The organism is Sphingobacterium faecium (assembly GCF_003054045.1).
GTDB classification, from domain to species: domain Bacteria; phylum Bacteroidota; class Bacteroidia; order Sphingobacteriales; family Sphingobacteriaceae; genus Sphingobacterium; species Sphingobacterium faecium.
Genome location: NZ_QBKH01000003.1, coordinates 106,084 through 126,331, shown reverse-complemented (window position 1 = coordinate 126,331; position 20,248 = coordinate 106,084). Strand labels below are relative to the sequence as shown.

Sequence of the window (20,248 nt, the reverse complement as noted above, 5' to 3'; positions counted from 1 at the left end):
TACTGGCAGCCTTTTAAAATCCGATATTATAATTTATATCATGAAAAAAGTATTTTTCTGGACAGCTATTGCGATTTGTGTATATATACTATTCAGTATTTTAAATATCCTATTTGTCGGCAATACTCCGATGAGCAGTTTTGATTATGGTTATTTGGCAGGCAAAATTCTGTTATTGACCATCCTCATTTTTATTATCATAACAATACGCAAAAGAAATTAAGCCCTATATCAGCCTACCTCTATTTCAGTTTTAACACGCTATACCTGACTTGTACCTATCAAAAATAAATTTTTAAATTTAAAATTCTTCTGCACTCCGCGTACTTCACTTTAATAATCCTATTATCTAATTACTTCAAAATCAAACGATGCAACATCAAGATATCTATTAAGTAATAAACATAGTATATCTTCAGATAAGTATCATTACATCCCCAGCACCCGAAAAAAAAGAAATAGGCTATAAATGTGGCTTGATAAATACGAAGAACTGAAGTGCTTCTATTTTTTTACATTTTTATTATCTTAGATAAAAATTAAATGAGTGAACATTTAACGCCCTTTTTATCTTTTTTATAGTAAAAATGCACATGAATAAACAAACTCTTATACTCGTACTTAATCTGCTTCCTTTTATAGCACTTTGTCAAAAAATGATTGCACCTGGCAGTCCTGATATTAATACGTCTTATCTTAAACCTCAAAAATCTTTATACACAGTATATTATGTAAAGGATACCAGCTGGACAAAGAAAGGAACGATGACTTATGACATCTCTTACGAAAACAATCAATTGATATTCCATTACAAATACACAGACAAAAGTAATGAGTGGTCTAATATCCGAACGTCTATTGCAGATGCTAAGACCCTAAGATCGATCAGTTACCAATCTGAAAGCAGCGGAAGTAAATTCAACCTCGATTTTGGAGAAACCATAAGAGGGAATTATTATTCAAAAAAAACCAAAAAGGATAAAATATTGAATTTAAAATCACCAGGTTCATTTATTGATTTCAACCTAGCTGATAATATGATGACCACCTTACCTCTCACTGTAGGCTATAAAGGAACTTTTTCGCAGTTTTATTACGATGACAACTCGGATACTTTAACTTCCAACTACATCATCAAAGAGGTTAAAAGTTATGCTTATCGTTCACCTAAAACCGGAAACCATGATACGTGGTTAGCCTCCGTATTGGAAGAAAGCACAGGAGCGATCTACAACTATGTGATTGACAAAAAAGATCACCGTTTATGGCAACGGGAAATGTCCTTGGGCAATGGCATGTGGGAAATCTGTACCAATGAAGAACTAGACTACCAACCGATAAAAAGTCAGTTCAATAAAGAACAGGCGGTACAGCAGATTACAACAGGTAGTAGTGTCATTACAGGAACGGCCTATGCAAAAGATAACACGGGCAAGAAACTGGGCGGACTGGTCAATACGGCCAAAAAACAGTTTGCTCCAAAGGGTACGGAAATCACACTTTTCCCAAATTCTGCCTACTACGAAGAGTGGACCGCCGTTAATAAAAAGATAAAAAAACAAGGGAAAATACCTGAGGTACCATTAGATTCAAATTTTGGGGCAGGAATTAAGAAAGCGAAGGTTTATGATGATGAGGGACATTTTGAATTTGCGGATCTTCTCCCTGGCACATATGTGATCATGGCCAGTTTTGATTTTACCAACTCGTATAACTATTCGTATGTAACTGGATATACTAATTATTATAATTACTGGGGATATACCGGATCTAATACTAACTATGCCTCTGCTAGACAGCATTACAGGGATCAGGCTCATATAGAAAAACGAGTGACCATAGACAAAAATGGAGAAAAAAAAGAGGTCAACTTAAAAGATAACTAAGTCCATGATCAAATATAGAAGTTCGTGATTCAACCTACTATGCTTGATCATAGTAGTGAAACCTGACTTCCATTGTATGTAAATGAAAGAAGTATAATTTTAAAATAAAGAAACAGCATATGGTAGACAGAAAAGTAATCCTATATATTGCCATGAGTTTAGATGGCTATATCGCTAAACCAAATGATGACCTGGGTTTTTTATCCCTAGTAGAACAGGAAGGTGAAGACTACGGTTATGCAACGTTTATAGCATCTGTAGATACGGTAGTGATGGGGAGAAAAACATATGATTGGATCATGAGGCACGTTCCGGAATTTCACCATGCAGATAAGCGATCTTACATCATAACGAGAACTCCAAAACCAGCTATTGGCAACACCAGTTTCTACACAGCGGATCTAAAGGACCTCATATTAAAATTGAAAAGTGAAGCCGGAAAAAAAATTTTTATTGATGGTGGAGCTGAAATCGTCAATGCGCTTTTAAGGGACAATTTAATTGATGAATTTGTGATTTCGATTATTCCGATCTTAGTTGGAAATGGAACCAAACTCTTTCAGGACGGGAGACCGGAGCAAAACCTAAAACTTGTCTCAACCAAACAGTTCAAAACAGGATTAACGCAACTGCATTACAAAAGCATTGGAGTGTAATTGAGCTACTTGCGATATTCTGATTAGATCGTTGATTAAAAAGTAGAGTCAATTTATCTTCCATAGATCATATTGACTCTATTTTCATAGACGACAACAAAATATTAGTATCTCAAATAAAATGATTTTCAACGTATCATCACACTCATTATCTCCATATTAAGCTTTTCGCGCATCTCATATAGCACGATTGTAATCAACCAAAAACTTTATAAACTGTCTTTTTTCAATAAAAATAAAGGATAATAAAATTACGCTTTGAAAAGTGTAACATGAATAATATATTTGCACTGTTTATAATTAATCTAAATAAAAGAAATAAACACTATGAATAATATTATCATTTACCTCATGCTGCTGCTTCCATGCTCTCTCCATGCGCAAGCGCAACAAAAAACAGAAATATATGGAAAAATATTCTCCGCGGATGGAAAGCCAGTTGAAGGTATCACGGTCAAACTACTTCCTCAGGACATCAGCGTTTCGACTAGAGCCAACGGTTCTTATCTCATAAAATCAGTAAAACCTGGTCCTGCACAAATCTATATCTCAGCCATTGGAGTTCAATCTCAGACCCGAGACATCCAGATAGAAGAAAAAAGAAATACCATTGCTGACATCTATCTTACCGAAAACCAGTCCACTCTAGAAGAAATAGTGATCAACGGTACTAACAAAAATAAATATACGCGCAAACAAAGCTTATACGTATCTAAAATGCCGCTTCGCAATATGGAAAACTCGCAATCTTATGCTGTTGTTACCAAAGAATTGCTAAAAAGTCAATTAAATACAAATTATGATGATGCATTGGCCAATGTTTCGGGTATTGACAAGTTGTGGTCAGCTACCGGTCGTCCAGGAGATGGAGTCTCCTACTACACATTACGTGGATTTGCTACACAAGCAGCAATGGTCAATGGAGTGGTCAGTATTGCCAGTACGAGTCCTGATCCAGCTAATTTAGAAACAATCGAGGTGATTAAAGGTCCTTCAGGTTCTTTGTATGGTGGTGCTGCAGTTGGTTTTGGTGGATTGATCAATAACATCACTAAAAAACCGTTGGATACTATAGGTGGACGTGTCAATTATATCTTTGGTAGTTATGCACAACATCGCGTGACAGCAGATGTTTACGGTCCTTTGACAGCAAATAAAAAACTACTGGGTCGTATCAATACAGCATATTCGCACACTGGGACCTTCCAGGACGCAGGATTTAATAAATCATTTTTTGTTGCACCTTCTTTACTGTACAAACCAAATGACAAATTAGACATTCAATTGGATGCGGAAATTTATCAGAGCAAAGCGACAAATCCCATGATGGTATTCCTCAATCGTTCCCGTCAATTGTTTGCAAGAACACCTGATGAATTACAATTTGACTTTAACAAGTCGTACACCAACAATGATGTGACGTTTAAAAATCCCAGTACCAACTTGCGTGGAAATGTGACATACCGTATCAATGAGCAGTGGACATCCAACACAACTGTCAATTATAACAGACGTAAATCTGATGGTTACTTTCAATACATTATGTACTTGCAAAGTGCCAATGATACCTTGATTAACCGATATGCGGCTCTTCAAAATTATGTAGCAAATAATATCAATGCACAACAGAATTTTATTGGTGATTTCCATATTGGTGGCATGCGCAATAGATTGCTTGTAGGACTGGATTTCCTTTCTCAAAAAACAGAAACGCACAACTCACCTTACGTACAGACAGATCAGATCAACACTGCATACGACGATCCGGACTACTACAAATTTAACGCTGCTTTTATTGACGCCGCAATTGCTGCTTCCAATGGTGCAAAAACCAACAACCGCAGCCGTACGCAAGTATTTGGCACATATGTTTCCAATGTCTTGGACCTAACTTCACAATTGCATTTAAACCTTGCTTTACGCATGGATTATTTCAATAACAAGGGAACTTATAACATCGACAAGGATACGACCACCGGTGCGTTTAACCAAACAGCTTTTTCGCCACGTGTTGGTCTAGTTTATGAAGCGATCAAGGACCAGGTTTCTTTCTTCGCAAACTATCAAAATGGTTTTAAAAATGTTTCGCCAGTAGTACAGCCTCACCCTAGTGTATCTGGTGATTTCAAACCACAACAGGCATCGCAGTGGGAAGCTGGTGTCAAATTTAATCTAATTGAGGATAAAATTGGTCTTACTGCCAGTTACTACGATATCAGTGTAGACAATATGATCCGTCCTGAAACAGTAGAAATAGATGGCAAAAGCTACAACATCAGTGTACAGGATGGAACACGTTTAAGTCGTGGTGTTGACTTTGACTTAACCGCAGCTCCTATTCAAGGGTTAAATGTCATCTTAAGCTATAGTTTCAACGATAGTAAAACAACAAAAGCTGCAGCTACTGTGAACAACCTTCGTCCTACTGAAGCTGGCCCAAAACATCTATCGAATATCTGGGCAAATTACATCTTACAACAAGGAACGTTGAAGGGTGTAGGTATTGGTCTTGGAATCAATCATGCCAGTGAAAATATCATTACCAACAGTGTCCCTACGGGAACTTTTGTACTTCCGTCTTATACATTACTTAATGCCAGCCTTTCTTACGGCTACAAAAAAATGGAAATTGCCCTGAAAGCAAATAATCTGACTAACCAAACTTACTTTAAAGGTTGGACAACGGTCAATCCGCAAATGCCAAGAAATATCCTGGGTAGTATTGCTTACCGCTTTTAGATTTAACACCTAGGGGCTGTCAAAAAATGACAGCCCCTAGGTGTTAAATGTATCCAATAAGAAAAACACTTCTTCAAAGAGAATATCTCCATTCATCAATCAGGAAGACCCAATCTGAATACCACGAGATTTCAGGATATGTAAACAATATAAAAGTTTACTTACGCCGTATCGGTCCTTCTATTTTCATCTATAAATCGATCCAAAAAATCAACTTTGATATCATGAATTTGCAGTAGACTTGTTAATCGATCGATGGAACATCCTTCAGTTTCTATACGAAAGATAGAATCTTCATCATCCAAATCCAAGGTTGCAGACTGCACTTCCGGCATATTAACCTTCAAGATCTGCATTAAAAAATTTTTCTTTTCGTTTGTTTTTACTGAGCTTTTAAAAATTAACACCTGCCTGACCATCATTATTCTTAATTTAAGATATAACCATACCGCATTATTAATCATGATATATATTAATGATGCCGCTAAACAAATCTAGTCTTTAAGGTAGGAAGAAATTTTAATATTATACGAAAGTACTTGCTTTTTATATGAATGTGCAAAATACAAAGATTAAACAAAATCAGTCAACTGAAATCATCAAGATCAACACTATCGCAACCAGCTATTGACCAAAGATCGATGTTCTGCAACCCATTGTTTTGCAGTAGATTCTTTATCCTTACTTTCTTCCATTTTCATCAATAAATTAGCCATAGTGGCTACATCAAAATGAACCTGAGAAAAGAAACGTGTCAACTCGGGCTGCTCAGTAGGAAATTGCTTGCGCGTAAAAATCTTAATCTGCTCTGAGGTTCCTAAAGATTCTCTTGGATCTTCCAGAAATTTCAACTTCATCTTACCAAACATCCAGTGTGGCTGCCATGCCGCGACGACAATCCAGCGTTTCTCCTTAATCGCATTCTGCAATTCAGTGATCATCGCAACAGTGGATGAATTGACCTGAAGATAGTTTAAATCATAATCTTTTAGCGTACGATCTACTGCAGCCGTAATACCAGCTCCTTTTTCAATACCCATGATCTGATGATTAAATTGATCTACATGTGTTTTTAACTCTTCTATCGAATTGATCGGCACATAATCGGGTACTACCAGACCATTTCTGGCGTGAGCATAACTCGTTCCGATATCAACAAGATTGGGAAATTTTGCAATTTTAGAACCATGAGTCAAAGGAAGCCAAACATCCATATAAAGGTCTGTATCGCCATTGTTCATGGATGCTAATATCATGTCGGGTGTAGCGCGCTGGATCACCAGTTGATAACCCATTTCTTCTAGAACCGCCTTTGCAACGTAGGTCATGGCGACACCTTCTGCCCAACCATCCACCATACCTACGTTGATATATTTTTTGTTACCATCTGGCTGACAAGCACTAAGTAACAGGATAACGCCCCAGATTAACGCTAATTTTATGTTCTTCATATTATTTTTTATTCTGTACAAAACCCTGTGTTATCCTATCCAAGATAATGGCTAAGATGACGACAGACAAACCACTTTCAAATCCAAGTCCTATATCCAGATTATTGATTCCTTCCAGTACTCTTTCTCCTAAACCTCCTGCTGCGATCATTCCGGCAATCACGACCATGGATAGGGACAATAATATAGTCTGGTTTATACCTGCTAAAATAGTTTGCATCGCTAACGGCAACTCAACCTTAAACAAGATTTGTCGATTGGTAGCTCCGAAAGCACGCGCTGCTTCTACTATATCCTTTGGAACAGCATCAATACCCAGAGTCGTCAAACGGACAGCTGGCGGCATGGCAAAAATAATAGTCGCAAATGCTCCAGGAACTTTACCGATACTAAAAAACAATACGGCAGGTATGAGGTACACAAAAGCAGGCATCGTCTGCATCAAGTCCAGCATGGGGCGAATGATTTTGGCCGCAAGTTTATTTTTTGCTGCCCAAATACCTAAAGGAACAGAAAGTATTAAAGCAGTGGCAGTCGCTACTAATACCAATGACAGGGTCTCCATCGTTTCTTTCCAAAACCCCATCATGTAAATCAGCGTCAATCCTAACAAAGTTGTGACGGCTACACCTTTGCCGGATTTCCACCATGCTAAACCTGTAAAAACTCCGATCACCACAAAAAATGGTATCGCTAAAAATATCCACTCTAATCCGATAATGGTTGAATTACCCGTATGTTTTATAAAATCGAATAAAGGCTTAAAATTTTCTGTAAGCCAATTAATCGCAACTTCAATGTATTGACCTATATCTATTATTTTACTCATTGTTATTGATTATTTGCTTTGTCTTTTAATTCGTTAATTTGCTCTTCGTTAAACTTTGTGGCTTCGATAATGAGCGAAGTCTGTGTTACTATACCTAACAATCTGTTCTGATCATTGACGACCGCTATTGGAGATCGTGTCTCAGAAATCAATGGTAACATTTCTTCCACCGTAACATCTTTTGATACAGAAGGCACATGCATATGAATAATGGATTCTACAGTTGGATCCTTTCGCTTAGCAGCTTGAATAACCTCATTAATATGAACAAAACCCAAGAAGGTATCATGGATATCCACTACAGGTAATATTTCCAATCCGGTTGTTCTCATCTTACGGAGCGCTCCTTCAGGACCATCTTTTTTGAACCTAACCAATGTTGGTTTCTCTGTCATCAATGAACCTGCTGTGATAATCGATTTTCGATCGACTTTATCCACAAAAGCTTTCACATAATCACTGGCTGGATTGGTTAGGATATCTTCTGCTGTACCAATCTGCTCAATAATACCATCTTTCATAATCACGATGCGGTCACCAAGTTTGATAGCTTCATCCAAATCATGGGTAATGAATACAATAGTTTTTTGTAAAGTATCTTGCAGATCAAGCAACTGATCCTGCATCTCTGTTTTGATCAAAGGATCTAGTGCTGAAAATGCTTCATCCATTAACATGACCTCTGGGTCATTGGCAAGGGCACGAGCCAAGCCTACTCGTTGTTGCATCCCACCCGACAGCTGAATCGGAAACTGCTGTTCAAAACCATTCAGACCAACGATATCAAGCGCTTTTTGAGCTTTCGATTCACGAGACGATTTGTCCTCTCCTCTAATTTCTAAACCAAAAGCGGCATTAGTCAAAACGGTATGATGCGGCAATAATCCAAACTTCTGAAACACCATACTCATTTCAGTTCTGCGTACTTGTAAAAGCTCTTTATTATTCTTGCTTGTGATATCATCATCATTGATAAAAACTTTACCCATTGTAGGTTCATTCAAGCGGTTCAGGCAACGTAGTAAAGTAGATTTACCACTTCCAGAAAGTCCCATAATCACAAAAAACTCACCCTCAAAAATTTCAAAATTAGCTCTGTTGATACCGATCGTACAACCTGTCTTTTCTAAAATCTCTTTTTTTGAACAACCATCATTCAGTAATTTCAAAGCCAATTTCTTTTGTCTACCGAACACAATTGTTAAGTCTTCAACTTTTATCTTAACTTTTCTGTTTTGATTCATTTTTATTTTTTTTGATATGAAACGAAATGTCACGTCACATTCGGCATACTCAATAGTAAATACACTCATGTTATTTTTAATAACATAAACATATCCCTAAAGTTGAGCGAGTTCGATCAAAGACCTAGTTCTTGTTCAATCAACTTGATAATTAATACATTTTACTCTTAGTTCGATGAAGAGCAATCATGAAAAAGAAACGAATCTTTTAAAAGACGAGATATAGAAAACTAGACCTCTTTTATACTTAACAAGTATATGGCGAACAAATCTGATAAAGCTCCCAAAAGAGCTATATCATAACGGAAAAAACCCTTGCCTCCGTGTCATATGACGGCACAAAGGTACGAAAAATAAAATAAACGCCATTTTATGCCATTAAAACACTGACTTACAGAGCACCCAATACAACACTAATAATCACCCATTTAAATAAATATGAGGGCATCAAAACGGTTTTATACCTCGTTTTGTAAGCGCTATTCATTGGCTCATCTAAATCAATCCAACTCTCCATATTTTTAATACAGAGTTTCGTATTTTGAGTTCAATATTTGGATTGATTGAAGCGACTGTAACATAACTTATCCATGTTCAATATCATAGGTTACCAATTGGATACTCACTCGAAAAGTATATTGATCTCTGGTCACCTCTGGAACTTGTTCTCCAAGCAACTGAAAACGGCTTGTAATATTGTTAAGCCCTATACCTGTGGATGTAATTTCTGAATGATCAAGAGGTGATAAAGTATTTTCAATAACGACCTTCCCAACTTCTTCATTGGAAATACGAATCATCAAAGGACGTCGCTTATTGGTAGAATTGTGTTTAATAGCATTTTCAATCAGCAACTGTAAGGTCAATGAAGGAATATACATATTCCGACTATGATCATCAATATCAATTGTAAAATTGACCCCACTACCGACACGATGTTCTATTAGAAATATATAGGCATTTAAAAATCTAATTTCCTCATCTAGCGTTATCATATTTTTTTTACTATTCACTAATAAAAATCGATAGACTTTGGCAAAGTTTTCAGAATATTCAAATCCAAGCTGTTGATCTTCCAATATCAATTCAGAAAGTACGCTGAGATTATTAAAGATAAAATGAGGATCCAATTGCATTTTTAATGCATTCAGTTCAGCTTCTACAGATGCTTGTTTTAATTCGGCTGCTTTTATTTTATGTTCGGACATTTCCGTAGCGGTTTCAATCCAGTTGTTGATGAGATAACTCATGGTATTGATGGAAATAATCATAAAAGAGATGACCAAACTGACCACGATCCATTGCAAAATATCTTTTATTTCCTCCATAGAAGGAACTGATTCTATTTGAGCAGATTGAGGGTCTATAATGGCATAACACAGCATATTCATCAAAATGAGCGTCAATACGGCGATGAAATTAAGGGTAATTTCAAGAAAAAGCCTTTTAGATTTATTTTGTGTCCAAGGAACGCGCAGATTCAACTTTCTATGGATAAAAATACTCACTTCGGAAATTAGAAAACAAAATAAAAAGGAGACCGCCCATTCTGCTATAATCTCAGAAATACTTCTTGTAAAATAATCTTGCCAATAGGCAGAATACGGATCGAGGATGTAAGAAACCAAATAATGCAAAACAAATGCAAATACGACCAAAAACATCCGTTTAAAACGGGTAGGAACCAGTCGTCTATTTTTATCAGAATAATTGATTTCTTCCATTTTCTGCAAAGTCTAAATCCGCACAAGCGAGCTGCCACAAGATAAGGCAATCTTTTAGCAAAGTTATCTCAAATTTTATATTTGGATAGTTTAATAAGCTGAAATATTAAACATGACGACAAATACATAAACATCCGAATGAGAATCAAAATCGATGTTTCCCTCACGTCTTATTATTATTTTCTAGCAGAAATTTAAAAGAATAAATAATATCTTCAATATCACACTGAAGAAAGAGACAGTTGAGTTAGAGTATGAAAACACAGTTAATCAACACGATAGCAAAGAAAAAAATTGGGATAAATGATAGCAGGTGATCATCGAAAATTTAAAAATAAAAAGAAGGGAATCCCAATACTAATCGGATATCCACAACAAACTTAGCACAGCTGAAAACAAAAGGTGCAGTAGATACCGCACCTTTACAAGAGTTAATATTGGCATAAATAATCTTCAGTCTTACAATTCCTCATCATGTTGAGTAATATCTAATCCAAGTTCTTCTTCCACTTCATGTACACGAAGCGGCGTAATTAAATCCGTTACTTTAATTAAAAGAAGTGATCCAAAAAATGCAAAAACAGACACAGCAATGAGTGCTACGACATGTGCTATAAACAAACCCGTTTCACCGAAATATAAACCATTGGTCGTCACCACACTGTTAACACTGCTATTAGCGAAAACACCTGTAAGGATCATACCAACCATACCACCGACTCCATGACAAGGAAATACATCTAAGGTATCGTCAATACTTGTTTTGCTACGTAAGAACACAACTAAATTACTCACCAAAGCAGCTACAAGTCCAATAACAATGGAATGTGAAATGGTAACAAAACCCGCTGCTGGTGTAATGGCCACCAATCCAACAACAGCTCCAATACAAGCGCCCATAGCAGATGGTTTTTTGCCACGAATGATATCGACAAATATCCAAGCAATAGCCGCTACAGCTGATGCAGTTGTTGTTGTAGCAAAAGCATATGCCGCAAGACTATTTGCACCACCGGCAGAACCAGCGTTAAATCCAAACCAGCCAAACCACAGCAAAGCTGTCCCTAAAATCACATAACTAATACGAGCTGGAGAATGTGTTGGTTTTTTTCGTCCCTTGAGGTATATGGCAGAAGCTAATGCAGCCCATCCAGCAGACATATGCACAACAGTACCACCGGCAAAATCCAAAACGCCAAATTTGGCCAAGATACCTTCCGGGTGCCATGTTGCATGTGCTAAGGGCATATAAATAAAAACACTGAACAAAATAATGAATACCATAAACGAATTGAAGCGAACACGTTCAGCAAATGCCCCTGTAATAAGTGCAGGTGTGATAATGGCAAATTTCAGCTGGAACATCGCAAATAATACCAAAGGAATCGTAGGAAGAGCTGACCACGAAACATTACCTAACATGCCCTTCATCATATAAAAGGTTCGAGGATCTCCAATAATACCGCCAATATCATCTCCAAAGGCTAAACTAAAGCCGAAGATCACCCAGAGGACAGAAATAATACACATGCAGATGAAACTTTGCATCATCGTGGAAATCACATTCTTCTTACTGACCATCCCACCATAAAAGAATGCTAAACCTGGGGTCATAATCAAAACCAAAGCCGAGGAAGCCAGCAACCAAGCCGTATCACCTGTGTCAATCTGCACACCTGCTACATTAATGACTTCTAACGACGGTGTAAGTAAGCCGATAATCGCTAAACATACCAAAATAATAAGAGGAATGAATTTTTTCATAATATTCAAAGATTTAAGTTTAATAATTTCATAAATAATACTATTTTTTGTTACAAAATAACCAAAAACAAATGTAATTGATTTTATTTTATTCAAATATAAGTTCAAATAATTAAAAAATCAATAAAATATAAAAAAAATCATATATTTACAGTAGGATCCTAAACATAATCAACCTAAAAACACAAAAACAACTAGAATAAATGCTAAAAACAATAAATTTTAATTAAAAAAATATACATGCAGCACAAATACATATAACAACTAGAGGTTTTAGTGATTTTAAATGAGAAAAAAATTAAAACAAACATTTAAAAACATTAAAAAATGAAAAAAATCATCTCAACAACACTATTTTTAGTTATATTTTTCGGTAAAATATACGCACAAAGTAAAAAATATGACTTATTAGACTTGGAAATATCAGGTTCTGTAGACACTTATTGGAAGTATGATTTTCAAAAACAACCGAATATCAACACCTATTTTACGGAAGACAACAATTCTGTATCCATTGGAATGGTCGACCTTGCGCTTAAAAAAACTACTGGAAAAGCATCTTTTGTTGGTGAGTTATCCTTTGGACCAAGAGGTCAATATCGATCTATATTGAATGGAGATGGCCAAGCTGGAGATGACAAAAACAGTTTTCATATTCAAAATCTATACATATCGTATGCACTCACGGAAAAACTTAGTCTGACAGCTGGATTTATGGGTACATTTGTGGGGTACGAAGTCATTTGTCCTTCATTCAATTTTCACTATTCTACTTCTTATCTATTTGGCGCCGGACCTTTTCAAGATGCAGGATTAAAAGCTCAATATGCTTTTTCTGACAAAGTGGGACTTATGGTTGGCATCTTTAATGACTGGAATGTCTATCAAGATCTAAATGGTGTATCGCACATTGGATCACAATTATCCGTGACACCCAATGAAAAATCAAGTTTTTATCTAAACTTTCTTACAGGTTCTTCACAAGGAGGCGCAGCTAATTATAGCTCGGGAACCTTGATTGATTTTGTAGGAAATTATTCATTCTCCCCTTTGTTTTCATTAGGAGCAAATGCGACCAATTACGATAGAAAAGGAGAAGGTGGTTATTCGGGAGTAGCGTTATATCCAAAAGTGAATATCAATGAGAATATAGGTATAGGCATTCGTGGGGAATACTTCAAAACAAAGGAAATGCCCACAACAGAAACCAGCAGCAATAAAATTATCGCGACCACTTTAACAGCCAATTTCAAGCATCATGGATTTACATTTATCCCCGAAATTAGATTAGATAATAGCGACTCGCAAATGTTTGTGAAACAAGATCTTTCTCCAACAAAAAATGCTGGACAATTTTCACTAGCACTCGTATATGCTTTCTAAAAAAATAGGAACCAATAGCCTATTGTAGGATCAGAAAACAACTCTTATTTAAACGACAAATCATATTTATCTGAATAAATCAGGTATAGGACAAAATAAATGTACTTGATCGATAGGAAATCTGATTTGACAATGAGATACGAGCAAAATTAACACAAGAGGGATTGTCCATTTTCTTTGTTCAATCCCTTTTGTATTAAAAAACTCAGCAGAATAATCCAATACGATTACTAAAAAAAACAAACTCATTAGCCAACTCTTGGGATTTGAATAGTAACAGGCCCAGTATAAATCTGAAAACACACAGCAGTGACTAAGCGGTCACACAGGCTCAGCACAGTAAATAATCTTTCTATACAGCTTCTATGTATAGGAAACAAACAGTAAATATCTTACAGAGCTTAAAGGATGACTACAGAAAAATCATCTTTTTTTGAAATGATTAAATCATATCCATAAACATATTTGATCATTATACAATCAAAAATATCATCATGGTCCAATTTTTCAATTTTACACAACAGATCTCCATATTGTTTTTTAATAAAAACATCATTACATTCATTTCTTTTATAAAATGATTCTATAACACACCTGTTATATCATACAAAACACGCATATGAAAGAAATGGCAAAAACGAATGCTGCTCGGATACTGGACAACCTACACGTTACTTATAACTTAAAAACTTACGAAGTAAAGGATGAGCATCAAAGCGCAACCAATGTTGCTGAAACTTTAGGAATTGAACCAGAATTGATTTACAAAACCTTAGTGCTGACAGGACAAAAAGATCCCTATATCGTCGCTGTAATACCAGGCAATGCACAGGTAGACTTAAAAAAATTAGCTCATATTTCTGGTAATAAAAAATGTGAAATGCTCCCAATGAAAGACCTGTAGCATGTAACGGGCTATATCAGAGGTGGCTGTTCTCCTATAGGAATGAAAAAATCATTTCCAACATACCTGGAAGAACTCGCCTCCTTAGAAAACAAAATAATCATTAGCGCTGGCAAAAAGGGGCTACAGATTGAGATCAATCCCCATGACTTGATTAGCGTGACACATGCTAATTTTGCTGACATCATCTGTATCGCATAAAGCAATTCAACTGTATAAAAATACAATTCAAAAAATTATTGAAGGATTTCATTTTAAACCCTCATTAGCAACTAATACATACAATTCATTCCGAAAAGAATAGCAACCTTTTCAATTATAAATTCCTATTTTCGTGACTTCACCTTTGATTTCTGCGACAGGAAAACGGGATAAATGAATAGATATATACATGTAGACGGACTTGACAGCTGCATCATAGCTGACAAAAGCTAAGACAATTTCCGTAAAATAAGATATAGAAGTCATATGATATGGTTGCATTTATTTTGTTTACCGCTATAAAAAGAATAATGCTACTTCTTTCCGTTATGATCAAGGCAAGGTGAATGGATGAACTAAAATGAAGTCAGGCTCAATTGAGCTTGCGAAAGCTTACAATAAACACATATTATTTTACATACTATAAAAGTAAACTGCACCATATAATCATTAATCAAATGAAAAAAATTACTGAGAATCTTCTCTTTAAAGTAATCATTGCTATTATCTCCGGAATTCTACTAGGACTTTATCTCCCCGAATCACTAGGGCGCATATTGACAACATATAACTTTCTCTTTGACCAATTTTTGAAATTTTTGATCCCATTAATTATCGTTGGATTAATTATCCCATCAATTGCCCAACTTGGAAAAACAGCAGGAAAACTATTACTAACGACTGTACTGATCGCATACGGGTCTACTTTATTTGCCGGACTTTTTTCTTATACGGTCAGTATGAGCATATTTCCATCTTTGCTCCAAAATCAGATCAATACCGATCTCATTACCGAAACAACAAAGACGCTTAGCCCATATTTTACCATTGAATTTCCACCGCTATTTGACGTCATGTCTGCATTGGTGCTTGCATTCTGTATTGGCATCGGTTTATCAAAATTGGAAAATTCAGCATTAGAAAAAGTATTTATTGATTTTGAAAAAGTAATTAGTTTTATCATTGAAAAAATGATCATCCCGCTACTCCCCTTTTTTATTCTTGGTATTTTTTACGATATGACTTATACCGGTAAAGTATTCACGATATTGCATGTCTTCATTAAAATCATCGGTATTATATTCGTCATTCATATTCTTTTACTTGTCATTCAATTTATCATAGCAGGTATCGCTTCTAAACAAAATCCATTCAAATTATTGATCGGTATGTTACCTGCTTATTTCACTGCCTTAGGAACACAATCTTCCGCTGCAACGATTCCCGTAACGCTAAAACAGGCAAAAAAACTAGGTGTTGATGAGGATATAGCCAATTTCAGTATCCCTTTATGCGCGACAATACATCTTGCAGGTAGCACACTGAAAATAGTTGCTTGTGTACTTGCACTCATGATGATGCAAGGCATTGCTATAGATTTTGTACAGATGATGGGATTTATCTGTATGCTGGGTGTCACGATGATTGCAGCTCCAGGTGTACCAGGTGGAGCTATTATGGCTGCCATAGGAATTATTGGCAGTATGCTCGGATTCAATGCCGAAAATCAAGCTTTAATGATAGCTTTATATATCGCTATGGATAGTTTCGGCACTGCCTGCAACGTAACTGGAGACGGCGCAATAGCAATTGTATTAAATGCCATCTTTAAAAAAGAAAAAATAGACCAAGCACAGGAAGCAACTACTTAAAAAAAATAACGCTTTCAAAAAGTGGGACATGGATGTTTTAAAGATCAATTCAATATAATTACAACTTTAAAGATAATCCAATTGCATGCTAATAATAGCTGAATTAAATATTATTAGCACAAGCTAACAAAAATGTTAGAAATATATTTGTTAGTTCAATCTAACTTATTACTTTTGTCAAATACCATCGAAGACTGACTAAACTTTTGATACTTGAACTTTTAAAATATAGTTAAACTAAAATGGTCAGCAAAATCAATAGATTTCTGCCTTGTTAAAGCGATATCGCACCAATATAGGAATAGATCTTAAGATGGATAAAATAAAGAATTAGTATATATTATGATTGAATCAATTATCTCCTACCTTGAAAGCATCGACCCGATTGTAGCAGCTCTGTATGCAACATTGTTTACTTGGCTAGTCACTGCTTTAGGAGCTGCCTTTGTGTTTCTTTTTAAAGAAATGAATAAGAATGTTTTGGACGGCATGTTGGGGTTTACGGGCGGGGTCATGGTAGCTGCAAGTGTTTGGAGTCTCCTGATACCTGCTATCGACATGAGTGAGGGAACAGGTTTTATACAAGTTGTCCCAGCTGTCGTTGGATTTCTCATTGGTGCCGCATTCCTATTTAGCATAGACAAGGTTTTACCGCATCTCCATATTAATTTTAAAAAAGTAGAGGGTGTAAAGACCCCATGGCAAAAAACGACACTCATGATTTTAGCCATTACACTTCATAATATTCCGGAGGGACTTGCTGTGGGTGTTCTTTTTGGGAGTGTTGCTGCAGGTGTTCCAGAGGCGACAATTGCAGGCGCAGTGATATTGGCAATAGGAATCGGTCTGCAAAATTTCCCAGAAGGTATTGCTGTCGCTATGCCTTTAAGAAGAATGGGCATGAGCAGACGTAAAAGTTTTTTCTATGGACAAGCATCGGCAATTGTAGAACCGATTGCCGGCGTCTTGGGGGCAATGGCTGTCGTTACTTTTACACCTATACTTCCTTATGCATTAGCATTTGCAGCAGGAGCTATGATTTTTGTCGTGGTAGAAGAGGTAATTCCTGAAGCACAACAAAATAAAAATTCAGATATTGCAACAATTGGATTTATAGGTGGATTCATTTTAATGATGACTTTGGACGTAGCCTTGGGATAAAATATCATAAGGATGCATAAACGATCAACACAACCTACGGAAAAGTAACATCATTCGGGAGACCTCATTAAATAGCACATCTGGCAACAAAAAAGATCAGAGCTTATCAGCCTGATCTTTTTTATTTAATAGGGACAACATAAGTGTTCAATAATATCCAAGATTTCTTAATCAAGAATGCACACCTATACCAACATTCCTGATTTCTTTCAGAATTTCTATTATTAAACAACAGAATCGAAACTGCAACATTTTACCAACTCAATCACTTACATGGTACAGTTCAACTTTTATAAAAAATATTAAAATTATTATATCTATTCATATAAAGACTTGTTTCATACAAATACTCTATTACACAAATGCACTGAAACCAGTTATGCTTCGCCCAACGATTAGGGAATTAATCTCTTTCGTTCCCTCATAAGAATATATCGCTTCAGCATCTGCCAAGAATCGTGCAACATTATATTCTAATAAAATTCCATTTCCGCCCATTACTTCTCGTGCTTTGGACACAATATCTCGTGTTCTTAATGAACAAAAAACTTTAGCTAGAGAAGCATGTTCATCTTTTAAATCACCATTATCTTGCATTTCAGATAAACGATAAACCAAGGTTTGCATTGCCGTTAAATTAGAGAGCATTTCGACCAAATGATTTTGAATCAATTGAAATGAGGCAATCGGTTTTCCAAATTGTTCACGCTTCCGGGTATAATCAAGTGCATTCTCGTAAGCTCCCCGCGCACAGCCTACCGCCATCCAAGCCACACCGGCTCGTGTCATCTGCAACACTTTAGCTGTGTCTTTGAAACTATTGGCGTTTTGCAATCGGTCGGATTCTGGAACGAGACAACCAGTCAGCGTAATCAAGCCATTCTGAACAATACGAAGGGCCATTTTTCCTTTTATCTTTTCTACGGCAAAACCTGGATTTTCCTTACGCACGATAAAACCCTTCACCTGTCCATCATCCAGATCTCGTGCCCAAATAATAGTAATATCAGAAAAAGTACTATTTCCAATCCACTTCTTTTGGCCATTTAAAACCCAACCAGATTCGGTTTTTTTACAAGTACAGGTCAATCCTCCGGCTGCACCTGATCCAACTTCGGGTTCTGTTAAACCAAAAGCACCGATGACTTTCATTTGCTGCATACGCGGCAACCATTCTTCTTTCTGTGCTTCTGAACCACAGATATAAATCGATCCCATCGCTAATCCACTTTGCACACCGAAAAATGTCGCTATCGACGCATCTACTCGTGCAATCTCTGCAGCAATCACCCCCTCCATTAAAGAACTCCCTCCTGCACAACCATACCCATTATAGGTATATCCGCAAATATTTAATGCTGCAAACTTTTCAATAATTTCAAACGGAAATTCATCTCTCAACCAATAATTATTAACAATAGGGCTGATTTCCTTCTCCATGAAATCACGAACTTTCAACTGTACGATTCTGTCTTCAGTCGATAACTTATCTTCAATATGATAGAAATCTCCATTAATCGGAGGTAACTCTTTTTTCTTACCTGTTGCGGTTAGCAGCTTCATCGCTCCCTTCAATTGATTATCATCCATCTTAGATACCGCATTCAATACCTGACCCAAATCAATTTTTTGAGAAATCTCATTCAGTTTTTCTAAATCAACGACCTTTAAGAGGTCTATCATATTTTTCATTTTATCAAACATAGTCTCCTTCTTTAAAATTAACGATCAACAATTTGCCTTTTCAATATACGCTATTTAAAATAAAAAGTTCTTTAAACAGAAAATAGGGAGATAAATTTTAAAAATAATAAAATTTAAACAACTGATAATCAGCATTTAAATATTAAATAAAAAAATAATTGATTTTGAAGGTTACCTTTTAACATTCTAAGTATTAATGTTTAAATAACAATTTTGTTTCCATTAATTTAGAAAAATCAAAATGAAAAATTCATTCAAATTCGCTTTCTTAGGATTAGCTTTAACTGTAGCTTTCGCTTCTTGTGGTGGTGCTGAAACTAAAACTAACGCTGCTGCTGATTCAGCTGCTGCTTTAGTTGATTCTGCTGCTACTGTATTAGATTCAGCTGCTAACAAAGTTGACTCTGCTGCTGCAAAAGTTGATTCTGCTGCTGCGAAAGTTGATTCTGCTGTTACTAAAAAATAATTTAGTACTGTTGACAACATAAAAGCTTACATTTTAGTGATGTAAGCTTTCTTTTAAAAAAAATAAAAATAAATGGGTTACCTTTTCATATTTAAGGTATAAACCTATGAATAAAAAAATTTAATAAAATTTAATAACATCAAAATGAAAAATTCATTCAAATTCGCTTTCTTAGGATTAGCTTTAACTGTAGCTTTCGCTTCTTGTAATGGTACTGCTAACAAATCAGAAACTACTTCTGATTCATTAGCTATCGATTCAGCTAACACTGTAATTGATTCAGCTAACACAGCTATCGATTCAGCTAAAACTGTAGTTGATTCAGCTAAAGTTGCTATTGATTCAGCAAAAGCTGCTCACTAATTTCAGGGAACTGATTTTAAAAATATTAAAAGCTCCACTTGTTGGAGCTTTTTTTGTTATATACCTCTGATTTAAATTGATAAGCTCCCCTCATTTTTTTACCTTTGCACAAACAAAAACG

16 protein-coding genes and 1 pseudogene are annotated in these 20,248 nt (G+C 35.9%); 10 read left to right on the top strand and 7 right to left on the bottom strand.

The annotated features are described in order from the left end of the window. Positions 1 to 40: 40 nt before the first annotated feature. The 4 genes from C8N37_RS08615 (at position 41) to C8N37_RS08600 (ending at position 5,281) form a co-directional block, all read left to right on the top strand. Complete coding sequence (locus C8N37_RS08615) at positions 41 to 223, top strand: hypothetical protein (RefSeq protein ID WP_108158545.1); 183 nt, start codon at positions 41 to 43, stop codon at positions 221 to 223. Between the two features lie 370 nt (positions 224 to 593). Continuing rightward, the gene (locus C8N37_RS08610; protein ID WP_108158544.1) at positions 594 to 1,886 is read left to right on the top strand and encodes a hypothetical protein; all 1,293 of its coding nucleotides are present in this window, start codon (positions 594 to 596) and stop codon (positions 1,884 to 1,886) included. Between the two features lie 119 nt (positions 1,887 to 2,005). Continuing rightward, positions 2,006 to 2,542, top strand: coding sequence for a dihydrofolate reductase family protein (locus C8N37_RS08605; protein WP_108158543.1), 537 nt, complete (start codon positions 2,006 to 2,008; stop codon positions 2,540 to 2,542). A 327-nt stretch (positions 2,543 to 2,869) separates the two neighbouring features. Next, a complete protein-coding gene (locus C8N37_RS08600) occupies positions 2,870 to 5,281 on the top strand; it encodes a TonB-dependent receptor (protein WP_108158542.1) in 2,412 nt (803 codons plus the stop codon). A gap of 161 nt (positions 5,282 to 5,442) precedes the next feature. On the opposite strand, the gene C8N37_RS22655 is transcribed toward C8N37_RS08600, so the two are convergent. The 6 genes from C8N37_RS22655 to C8N37_RS08570 form a co-directional block, all read right to left on the bottom strand. After that, positions 5,443 to 5,637 (bottom strand): hypothetical protein, encoded by a 195-nt coding sequence (locus C8N37_RS22655; RefSeq protein WP_146171036.1) that lies wholly within the window; start codon positions 5,635 to 5,637, stop codon positions 5,443 to 5,445. 255 nt (positions 5,638 to 5,892) lie between these two features. Then, positions 5,893 to 6,732 carry a glycine betaine ABC transporter substrate-binding protein gene (locus C8N37_RS08590; RefSeq protein WP_108158540.1) on the bottom strand — a complete coding sequence of 280 codons (840 nt, stop codon included), beginning with the start codon at positions 6,730 to 6,732 and terminating at the stop codon, positions 5,893 to 5,895. Position 6,733: 1 nt separating this feature from the next. Further along, the gene (locus C8N37_RS08585) at positions 6,734 to 7,561 is read right to left on the bottom strand and encodes an ABC transporter permease (protein WP_108158539.1); all 828 of its coding nucleotides are present in this window, start codon (positions 7,559 to 7,561) and stop codon (positions 6,734 to 6,736) included. A gap of 2 nt (positions 7,562 to 7,563) precedes the next feature. After that, positions 7,564 to 8,805, bottom strand: a complete 1,242-nt coding sequence (locus C8N37_RS08580; protein WP_108159040.1) for a quaternary amine ABC transporter ATP-binding protein — start codon at positions 8,803 to 8,805, stop codon at positions 7,564 to 7,566. Positions 8,806 to 9,389: 584 nt separating this feature from the next. Beyond that, positions 9,390 to 10,529 (bottom strand): sensor histidine kinase, encoded by a 1,140-nt coding sequence (locus C8N37_RS08575; RefSeq protein ID WP_244914375.1) that lies wholly within the window; start codon positions 10,527 to 10,529, stop codon positions 9,390 to 9,392. 459 nt (positions 10,530 to 10,988) lie between these two features. Further along, the gene (locus tag C8N37_RS08570; protein ID WP_108159039.1) at positions 10,989 to 12,293 is read right to left on the bottom strand and encodes an ammonium transporter; all 1,305 of its coding nucleotides are present in this window, start codon (positions 12,291 to 12,293) and stop codon (positions 10,989 to 10,991) included. A gap of 327 nt (positions 12,294 to 12,620) precedes the next feature. Here C8N37_RS08570 and C8N37_RS08565 point away from each other — a divergent pair, with 327 nt between their 5' ends. The 4 genes and pseudogenes from C8N37_RS08565 to C8N37_RS08550 all read left to right on the top strand — a co-directional run bounded on the left by C8N37_RS08565 (position 12,621) and on the right by C8N37_RS08550 (position 17,594). Then, positions 12,621 to 13,676 (top strand): outer membrane beta-barrel protein, encoded by a 1,056-nt coding sequence (locus C8N37_RS08565; RefSeq protein ID WP_108158537.1) that lies wholly within the window; start codon positions 12,621 to 12,623, stop codon positions 13,674 to 13,676. Positions 13,677 to 14,295: 619 nt separating this feature from the next. Further along, a pseudogene (gene ybaK, locus C8N37_RS23265) lies at positions 14,296 to 14,781 on the top strand (Cys-tRNA(Pro) deacylase). A gap of 458 nt (positions 14,782 to 15,239) precedes the next feature. Beyond that, positions 15,240 to 16,433, top strand: coding sequence for a dicarboxylate/amino acid:cation symporter (locus C8N37_RS08555; RefSeq protein ID WP_108158536.1), 1,194 nt, complete (start codon positions 15,240 to 15,242; stop codon positions 16,431 to 16,433). 342 nt (positions 16,434 to 16,775) lie between these two features. Beyond that, positions 16,776 to 17,594 (top strand): ZIP family metal transporter, encoded by an 819-nt coding sequence (locus tag C8N37_RS08550; protein ID WP_108158535.1) that lies wholly within the window; start codon positions 16,776 to 16,778, stop codon positions 17,592 to 17,594. A 354-nt stretch (positions 17,595 to 17,948) separates the two neighbouring features. Here C8N37_RS08550 and C8N37_RS08545 read toward each other — a convergent pair whose 3' ends face one another. Continuing rightward, entirely contained in the window at positions 17,949 to 19,298 is a 1,350-nt protein-coding gene (locus tag C8N37_RS08545; protein ID WP_108158534.1) for an acyl-CoA dehydrogenase family protein, read from the bottom strand. A 241-nt stretch (positions 19,299 to 19,539) separates the two neighbouring features. On the opposite strand from C8N37_RS08545, the gene C8N37_RS08540 reads away from it, so the two are divergent. Together C8N37_RS08540 and C8N37_RS08535 are read left to right on the top strand one after the other, a co-directional pair. Then, positions 19,540 to 19,764, top strand: coding sequence for a PG1828 family lipoprotein (locus tag C8N37_RS08540; RefSeq protein ID WP_108158533.1), 225 nt, complete (start codon positions 19,540 to 19,542; stop codon positions 19,762 to 19,764). A 144-nt stretch (positions 19,765 to 19,908) separates the two neighbouring features. Beyond that, the gene (locus C8N37_RS08535; RefSeq protein ID WP_094771375.1) at positions 19,909 to 20,127 is read left to right on the top strand and encodes a hypothetical protein; all 219 of its coding nucleotides are present in this window, start codon (positions 19,909 to 19,911) and stop codon (positions 20,125 to 20,127) included. The last annotated feature ends 121 nt before the right edge of the window (positions 20,128 to 20,248 follow it).

Coding starts and splice junctions, on each gene's coding strand:
- C8N37_RS08615 (WP_108158545.1), top strand. CDS start 41: ATGAAAAAAGTATTTTTCTGGACAGCTATTGCGATTTGTGTATATATA.
- C8N37_RS08610 (WP_108158544.1), top strand. CDS start 594: ATGAATAAACAAACTCTTATACTCGTACTTAATCTGCTTCCTTTTATA.
- C8N37_RS08605 (WP_108158543.1), top strand. CDS start 2,006: ATGGTAGACAGAAAAGTAATCCTATATATTGCCATGAGTTTAGATGGC.
- C8N37_RS08600 (WP_108158542.1), top strand. CDS start 2,870: ATGAATAATATTATCATTTACCTCATGCTGCTGCTTCCATGCTCTCTC.
- C8N37_RS22655 (WP_146171036.1), bottom strand. CDS start 5,637: ATGCAGATCTTGAAGGTTAATATGCCGGAAGTGCAGTCTGCAACCTTG.
- C8N37_RS08590 (WP_108158540.1), bottom strand. CDS start 6,732: ATGAAGAACATAAAATTAGCGTTAATCTGGGGCGTTATCCTGTTACTT.
- C8N37_RS08585 (WP_108158539.1), bottom strand. CDS start 7,561: ATGAGTAAAATAATAGATATAGGTCAATACATTGAAGTTGCGATTAAT.
- C8N37_RS08580 (WP_108159040.1), bottom strand. CDS start 8,805: ATGAATCAAAACAGAAAAGTTAAGATAAAAGTTGAAGACTTAACAATT.
- C8N37_RS08575 (WP_244914375.1), bottom strand. CDS start 10,529: ATGGAAGAAATCAATTATTCTGATAAAAATAGACGACTGGTTCCTACC.
- C8N37_RS08570 (WP_108159039.1), bottom strand. CDS start 12,293: ATGAAAAAATTCATTCCTCTTATTATTTTGGTATGTTTAGCGATTATC.
- C8N37_RS08565 (WP_108158537.1), top strand. CDS start 12,621: ATGAAAAAAATCATCTCAACAACACTATTTTTAGTTATATTTTTCGGT.
- C8N37_RS08555 (WP_108158536.1), top strand. CDS start 15,240: ATGAAAAAAATTACTGAGAATCTTCTCTTTAAAGTAATCATTGCTATT.
- C8N37_RS08550 (WP_108158535.1), top strand. CDS start 16,776: ATGATTGAATCAATTATCTCCTACCTTGAAAGCATCGACCCGATTGTA.
- C8N37_RS08545 (WP_108158534.1), bottom strand. CDS start 19,298: ATGTTTGATAAAATGAAAAATATGATAGACCTCTTAAAGGTCGTTGAT.
- C8N37_RS08540 (WP_108158533.1), top strand. CDS start 19,540: ATGAAAAATTCATTCAAATTCGCTTTCTTAGGATTAGCTTTAACTGTA.
- C8N37_RS08535 (WP_094771375.1), top strand. CDS start 19,909: ATGAAAAATTCATTCAAATTCGCTTTCTTAGGATTAGCTTTAACTGTA.